The sequence below is a fragment of the Pseudomonas sp. OV226 genome (assembly GCF_003148705.1).
Lineage (GTDB): Bacteria > Pseudomonadota > Gammaproteobacteria > Pseudomonadales > Pseudomonadaceae > Aquipseudomonas.
In genome coordinates this window covers 1-8,194 of record NZ_QGGS01000043.1, presented here as the reverse complement: position 1 = coordinate 8,194, position 8,194 = coordinate 1, and the positions used below count along the sequence as shown (strand labels likewise).

Sequence of the window (8,194 nt, the reverse complement as noted above, 5' to 3'; positions counted from 1 at the left end):
GCAGGTGCTGTCCTTGCAAGGTCGGGAGGCGATCAGCCAACCGTTCGTGTTTGAGGTGGAGCTGGTCAGTGAACAGCCGTCCCTGGACCTCGAAAACCTGCTGCACAAACCGGCCTTCTTGCAGCTCTCGCCTGACGGCAGCGGCATCCACGGCCAGATCTACCGCGCCGCCCAGGGTGATTCCGGCAAACGCCTGACCCGCTACGCGGTGACCCTGCGTCCGCAACTGTCCTACCTGGCGCATCGCGTCAACCAACGCATCTTCCAGAACCTCAACGTGCCGAAAATCATCGGCAAGGTCCTCGAAGAGCACGGCATCCAAAGCAATGCCTACGAATTCAAAGTCGGGGCGATTTACCCCGAGCGCATTTACTGCGTTCAGTACGATGAATCGGACCTGCAATTCATCCAGCGCTTGTGCGAGGAAGAAGGGATTCACTACCACTTTCAGCACAGCACTACGGCCCACAAGCTGGTGTTCGGCGATGACCAGACGGTGTTCCCGAAACTGGCGCCCGTGGCCTATCAGCAAGACTCCGGCATGGTCGCCAACGACCCGGTGATCAAGCGCTTCGATCTGCGCCTGGAAACCCGCACCAGCCGCACCACCCGCCGCGACTACGACTTCGAAAAACCGCGCATCACCCTCGAAAGCGAAAACCGTGGCGACGCCCTGCCCGACCTCGAAGACTACGACTACCCCGGCCGTTTCATCGACCGCGAGCGTGGCAAGCACCTGGCCAAACGCGCACTCGAACGTCACCGCAGCGACTTCCAGCTCGCCGAAGGCAAAAGTGATCAGCCGTTGCTGGTCAGCGGCCACTTCCTGGCCCTGACCCAACACCCGAAAGCCAAATGGAACGACCTGTGGCTGCTGACCGAAATCTTCCACGAAGGCAAACAGCCGCAAGTGCTGGAAGAATCGGTGACCAGCCACACCACCAACCTGAAGGATGATTTCCATCAGGGTTACCGCAACCGCTTCCAGGCCACCCCGTGGGACGTACCGAATCGCCCGCCGCTGCAACATCCCAAGCCACGGATCCTCGGCAGCCAAAGCGCCGTGGTCACCGGGCCCAAGGGTGAAGAAATTCATTGCGACGAGTACGGCCGCGTCAAAGTGCAATTCCACTGGGACCGCGAAGGCCAGGCCGACGACAAGACCAGTTGCTGGCTGCGCGTCTCCTCCGCCTGGGCCGGCGCCCACTACGGCGGCATCGCCATCCCGCGGATCGGCATGGAAGTGCTCGTCACCTTCCTCGAAGGCGACCCCGACCAACCGCTGATCAGCGGCTGCCTTTACCACAAGGAAAACGTCGTCCCGTACCCGCTGCCGGCGAACAAGACCCGCAGCACTTTCAAAACCCTGAGCTCACCGGGGGGCGGTGGTTTCAACGAACTGCGCATCGAAGACAAAAAGGGCCAGGAACAAATCTTCCTGCACGCCCAGCGCGACTGGGACGAAAACGTCGAGCACGACCAGAAAATCCGCGTCGGCAACGAACGCCACGACACCGTCGAGCAAAACAGCTACAGCGAATTCAAAGCCGAAGAACACCACACGGTTTACGCCGACCGCAAAGTCGAAGCACGCGCCAACGACCACGTGACCGTGGGCGCAAACCAGCACATCAAGATTGGCACCGGGCAGTTCATTGAAGCCGGCCAGGAAATCCACCTGAGCAGCGGCATGAAAGTCGTGCTCGAAGCCGGGAGCGAACTGACGCTCAAGGGTGGCGGCAGCTTCATCAAGATCGACGCCAGCGGCGTGACCATGAGCGGGCCGGTGATCAACATGAACTCCGGGGGCAGTCCGGGCAGCGGGACCGGGGCTGCGCCGTTGATGCCGGGTGTGTTGAAACAGGCGGATGCGGACAAGGCTGGGGCGGTACTGACACCGGCGCAGGTCAATACGCTGAAGCGTAATGCGCCGTTTTGTGAAGAGTGCGAGAAATGTAAGGCAGGTGTTTGTGCGAGCTGATCTTTTGACTCCTCAGGCGTGGTTGGCTGAACGACCGTTGCAGGAAGGTGAACGTCTTTATCTGGTAGTCAGTGCCGCCAGCGATGCAGACGGGCTCAAGACGCTTTATCAGAATGAACCGACCACCCAGGCCACCCCGATCTGGGGCGGAACACCCTACGCGAGTTGGCAACAGGTGATGCCCTACCTCACCGAGTTGAAAACCAACTCGGGTTTTCTGTCGTGGATTGCTGAAACCGACGCGCAGGACTGGGGTTGGCTGGCGGTTTCAACCAGCACGCCGGAGGTGGTCTTTGAACACCTTCGCAGCCTGACCCAAGTGCGCATGCCCGATGGGACTGAGGTGTTTTTCCGGTTCTGGGATGGGCGGCATATCTATCCGATTCTGGAAGGCTTGGGTGAGGCGGCGGGTGAAGTGTTGCCGGTGTTTGATCGGTATCTGATTAATGGCAAGCGGCTGGATATCGGGCCACGCGTGGTGCCGGTGGCGAAAGATTGGCCTTGGTGGGAGGTGCCAAAGACGTTGCTTGATGGCTTGGCCAAGCAAGCCCCGTCGACCTTGATCGGCAACCTGATGCAATGGCTGGAAGAGGAACGCCCAGACATCTACGCCGCTTACCCCGACAGCAACCTGAAGCTGAAAATCGCACGCTTCGTGCGTCGGCCCGATGCTCCGAAAAACTTGAATGAAGCACTGTTAAACCACCTGATTCTGGAGCAAGGCTGATGGATCGCGTTGCCTACGTTGATAACCAACTGAGTACGTTCAAGGACAGTCTGAAGCTGTACCAGGAACAAACCAAAACCTGGTATGCAGAGGTCGCCGATAAAGGCAGTCGCGCTGCAGACTTGCCTTCTTTGCTCGGCATGGAGCGAGTGATCAAGGTCGGCAACTCCAGCAAATCCGTCAGCATGACTGACGGCGATTTCTCCTCAAACGTCGCTCAGTGCCCACTCAAAGGCCCATTGCTGATCGAAAGCAAATTCGAATCGGTCTACGACATTCCGCTGGGCGATATCGAAGTTGAAATCGTCGCGGTGGAAGGCGGCGCGGTCAGCAAAGTCAAACTGGATGCTCAAGGCAAAGCAGCCTGGACAGAAGGTGTTCCGGGCAAGTTCTACAAGATCCGCGTTCACAATGAAGTGACACCGGCGCAGATTGATACGCTGTTCAGTTCCTATGGCGGCCTGACCGCCGACCTGGAAGGCTTCCTGCGCAAGGAATGGGCGGGCTTCAAACCTCAATGGTCCAACGTGTCAGCCTCCGGCACCGCCATGGCTGTCGGCAACGGCATCCTTGAAGGAGGCTGGGAAGCGATCAAAGGGGTCTGGGATGGCATCAGTCTGGTGCTCGACATCCTGCAAGACCCGGGCAAGTTTGCGAAGGACCTCGGTGCAGGTACCCAGAAACTGATTGACCTGGCCAAACAAGCGCCCGACATCATGAAAAAGGCCATGTTGCTGGCCAGCGATGAGGCCGCACTGTTCCTGATGGTGCGCAGCGCCGTCATCTGGCTGGCAGGTTTGCCACCGATGAAGATGGCTGGCGATGTGGCAAAAATGACCACGGCGGCGGTCGTGGGTATCGCCATCGACATCGTCATCTCGATCGTGCTGACCATCGCCGCGGAAGGTACGGGCGTTATCTACCTCGCCGCGCGGTTGAAAAAGTATGGCGAAATCATCATCAAGGCCGTCACTGGCTTTGTGGAGTCGGTGTTCAAGATCATCAAAGGCTTCATGGAGTACGTCACGAAATACACAGCCGTTGCGGCGCGTGGTGTGACGGCACAAATGAAGAATGGCTTGGCCCAGTTGCGTTTTGACGGGAAGAAAAACGCGAAACTGGGCAAGGGCAAAACCGGCGATGATGTCTCCAGGCAAGCCACGACACCCGCCGACAAAAGCGCTGAACCCGCCGCGAAAACCTGCACCGACAAGTGCCCCGTTTCGATGGTCACCGGTGAAGAGCTGTTGACGCTGACCGATGGTCAACTCGACGGCCTGCTGCCCTTTGAGTGGACGCGCCTGTATCGAACCAGCGCCGTGGAAATCGATTGTGGCCTCGGTTACGGCTGGAGCCATGCGCTGGCGCACCGTGTCGAGATCAACGGTGACGAAGTCATCTGGACCGACCACGAAAACCGTGCCACGCCGTTTCCACTTCCGAGCCAGCAACGCCCCGCTATCACCAACAGCCTGTCGCGCGCAGCGATTTTTATCGGCGACGATCCTTCGGAACTGGTTCTGGCACAGGCAGGCAGTCGCCCTTCCTTCTACCACTTCCGTTACAACAGCAAAGGCGCAACCCTCATCGCCATCAGCGACAGCTATGGCAACCGGTTGCACATCACCCGTGATATTCACGGGCGAATCAAACGCCTCGATAACGGTGCCGGTCGCGCCCTTCTCCTGCGCTACGACCGAAAGCACATCGTCGCCGTCGACTATCAACAGTTCCTTCCGGCGGACACTCTGGAAGACGCCTGGAACACCGTCCAGACGCTGGTCACGTACAGCTATGACGCGCAGCATCGCCTGATTGAAGCGAAGAACGCGGCCGGTGAAGCCGAGCACTATCGCTACAACGATCAGCACGTGATTCTCGAACGGCAATTGGCGGGTGGCGCCAGTTTCTTCTGGGAATGGGAGAATGAAGGCAAGCTCGCGCGCTGCGTTCATCACTGGGCGAGTTTCTCGCAGATGGAAGCGCACTACGTCTGGGACGATAAAGGTAGCGTCACGGTTACCAACGCCGATGGCAGCGAAGAGGTTTATACCCACGACGATAAAGCGCGGTTGATCAGCAAGATCGACCCCGATGGCGCGGAACACCTCAAGGCCTACGACGACAAGGGCCAGTTGATCGCAGAAAAAGATCCGCTGGGCGCCGTGACCGAATACCGGTACGACGAAGACGGCTTGATGACGGCGGTCATTCCTCCGGAAGATGAACCGGTCACGTACGAATACAGCAATGGGTTCGTGAGCGATGTCCATCGCGGCAAAGCCACGTGGAAGTATCAGCGCAACAATCAGGGCGACATAACCCAGCAGATCGATCCGCACGGCAACGCCACCCTCTACAGCTACGACCGCCAAGGCCGCTTGCTGGAAATCCGTCATCCCGATGGCAGCCGCCATCAACTGGGCTGGAACAACCTCGGACAACTGCTGGAAGAAAGCCTGCCTGACGGCGGTCAACGCAAATACCGTTACGACGCCTTGGGCCGGCAAATCACCCGTCAGGAAGAAACCGGCGCGATCACCCACTACCAATGGGACGCCGCCAATCGCCTCGCACAAGTGACCCTGCCCGGTGGCGCGACCCGTGCATTTACCTACAACGCCTATGGCAAAGTCACCGCCGAGCGCGATGAGCTGGGGCGCATCACTCGCTACGAATACGCCGATGGCCTGCACCTGGTCAGCCGCCGCCTGAATCCGGACGGCAGCCAACTGCGCTACCGCTACGACAACTCTCGCCTGCTGCTGACCGAGATCGAAAACGAACGTGGCGAGCACTACCACCTCGATTACTACGCCAATGGCCTGATCCAGCAGGAAACCGGTTTCGATGGTCGTCGCACCGCCTACGAGTACGACCTCAACGGCCAATTGCTGAAAAAAACCGAATTCGGCGACGACGGCAGCGAACTGATTACCGAATATCAACGCGATGCCGCTGGCCGGTTGCTGGTCAAGACGCTAGCCGATAGCGAGGAAATCCACTACAGCTACGACGCCTTCGGCCGCTTGGTCAACGTCGACGATGGCAACTGGCCCCTCGCCTACGAATATGACCTGCAAGATCGCTTGATCACCGAACATCAAGGCTGGGGCACGCTACGTTACGAGTACGACTCGCTCGGCCAACTGAGCCACTGCCGCCTGCCCGATGGCAGCAAACTCGACTATCGCCACCAAGCCGGTGGCCGCCTGAACAGCATCGACCTCAACGGCTCGCGCCTGACCACGCACCAGTTCAGCGCTGGTCAGGAACTTCAGCGCCAGCAAGGCCTGCTGCTCAGCCAGTACCAGTACGACGAACAAGGCCGGCTGCAGGCTCACACCGTCAGCCAGCAAGAACGCAACCTGTTCCACCGCCGCTACGCCTACGACGCCAACGGCAACCTCGCCGGCATCGACGACAGCCGCAAAGGCAATCGCAGCTACCACTACGACCCGCTCGATCGCCTGATCAACGTCCGTGGCACCGCCCCGGAAAGCTTCGCCCACGACCCTGCGGGCAACTTGCTGGGCCAAGGTGACCAACCCACCGCAAACCTGGCCAACGTCAAAGGTAACCGCCTGCTGATGCAGGGCGACCGCCACTACGACTACGACGCCTACGGCAACCTGACCCGCGAACGTCGCGGCACCGGGCAGAAACTCGTCACCGAATACCGTTATGACTGCCAGCACCGTTTGATTGGTGCCAGTCTGCCGGGGGGCAGCCTCGCGTCCTACAAGTACGACGCCTTCGGCCGACGCATCGAAAAAACTGTCGATGGCAGCACCACTGAATTCCTGTGGCAAGGCGAACGCCTGATCGCCGAAAGCGCTGACAACCGCTATCGCACTTACGTTTATGAACCGGGTAGCTTCCGTCCACTGGTGATGCTTGATGGCGAAGGCCCGCTGAAGGCGACGCCGTTTTACTATCAGCTCGACCATCTGGGGACGCCGCAGGAGCTCACCGACTACAGCGGCGAGATCATGTGGTCTGCCAAGTACCGCGCTTATGGCAATCTCGCTGCACTCGATGTTGCCGAAATCGACAACCCGTTGCGATTTCAGGGGCAGTACTTCGATGCGGAGACGGGCTTACACTACAACCGGCATCGCTACTACAATCCGGGGACCGGGCGGTATCTGACGCCGGATCCGATCAAGCTTGCGGGTGGGTTGAACAACTACCAGTACGTGCCTAACCCTACGGGGTGGGTGGATCCGTTGGGGTTGAGCAGCGGTTGTCCAGGCAGTTCAGGGAATGGAGCCAATGACCCAACGGCTAATTCAGTCGCAGAGTCATCACCGGTTGCTCCAGCTCCTGCTGAAGAGCTAGATTGGAAAAGCGTAGTACCCGCGAAAGGGAAGTACAAAGGCCAAAGCCGAATAGATCATGTTCAACTTCACAATGTCGATAATCCCGCAAAGCCTCAACATGGGGTTTTCTATGGTGATGGAGTCGATGCGACCAATGAGGCTTGGAGGAAAGCTCAGACAGATGGAATTAAACCGGACGCGACAGGAACATTAAAAGTACCGATGGGAAAAATGGTAGGTCGTTCTGGAGGCGGCGAAGCAGACGCGGGCAAATTATTTTACAATCTTGAAATGAAACTAGTCCCTGGAACTAACAAAATAATCACCTCTTATCCTGCGGAATAAAAATGAAAAAGTATTATTGGTACAAAAACTGCCCAGCCTGCAAGCAAGGAAGGCTGATTATCACTCACGATACTACGAATGAAAGATTATATTTGCACTGCGAAGAGTGCGAGATGGGCTGGTTAAATCCCAGCGACGCTGATAGCAACGAAAATAGCTTCCTAACATTGCTTGTAGAGTTCGAGACGGAAAACCCATCTCTAGAGCTTATCCAGAAAAACAATTGGTCACAGGTAGCAACTCATTCTTTCGAAGAATGACAGAAAAAACATAAACAAAGGGGACGGATTCTGAGAGATCCCCACAAATCTAGTCCAACACATGCGCCTGTTGATGCACCTCGTTTCGCAACGCGCGCTCAAGTCTCTCTAAGGTTTTTCGAGATTTTGAGCCGCTTCCGCTGCGCCAGTATTCCAACCCAAGTCGCCATAGCGACAACACCCTCCGGCGTTTTAGGCTATTGCTTTGAAAGCGATGTTCATGACCTGCTTCGCGAGCCTGTAACCCGGTTAAACAGATAATGTAGTTGGCCAAAGCCGAGACCAGTAACAGCACTTCAATTCGGCGTGGGCAGCAACTTCGATGGTGAGTTATGCCAATGCCAAAGTGCTCGCTTTTTACATCCCGGAAGCCTTCTTCTATCTGCATCCGTTGCTTATAAATCGCCACGATTTTCGATGGATTCCATTGATCCTCCGGCAGATTACTGGCCAGCAACCAAGGCTCTCGTTCACGATTGGCCGATTGCCTGCTGAGTTTGTTTTTGGCGATTGATCCGGTGACGCGCTGGTGTTTTCGCCCCTTGGCTCGGTGCCTGAC

Annotated in this window: 4 protein-coding genes; 3 read left to right on the top strand and 1 reads right to left on the bottom strand. The window is 57.6% G+C overall.

Features of this window, described 5'->3' with window-relative positions; all coding sequences use genetic code 11:
• The 3 genes from tssI to C7534_RS32035 form a co-directional block, all read left to right on the top strand.
• Positions 1-1,981, top strand: a 1,981-nt coding sequence (tssI, locus tag C7534_RS32045) for a type VI secretion system Vgr family protein (RefSeq protein ID WP_109788248.1), incomplete at its 5' end; no start/stop codon positions are given.
• Positions 1,926-2,708: a DUF4123 domain-containing protein gene (locus tag C7534_RS32040; RefSeq protein ID WP_442963245.1), complete on the top strand. Its 783-nt coding sequence runs from the start codon at positions 1,926-1,928 to the stop codon at positions 2,706-2,708. The genes tssI and C7534_RS32040, both read left to right, overlap by 56 nt.
• A complete protein-coding gene (locus tag C7534_RS32035; RefSeq protein ID WP_109788246.1) occupies positions 2,708-7,375 on the top strand; it encodes an RHS repeat-associated core domain-containing protein in 4,668 nt (1,555 codons plus the stop codon). The genes C7534_RS32040 and C7534_RS32035 overlap by 1 nt, the downstream gene beginning before the upstream one ends.
• Positions 7,376-7,684: 309 nt before the next feature.
• Here C7534_RS32035 and C7534_RS32025 read toward each other — a convergent pair.
• On the bottom strand, positions 7,685-8,194 hold a 510-nt coding region (locus C7534_RS32025), incomplete at its 5' end, for a transposase (protein ID WP_146206233.1).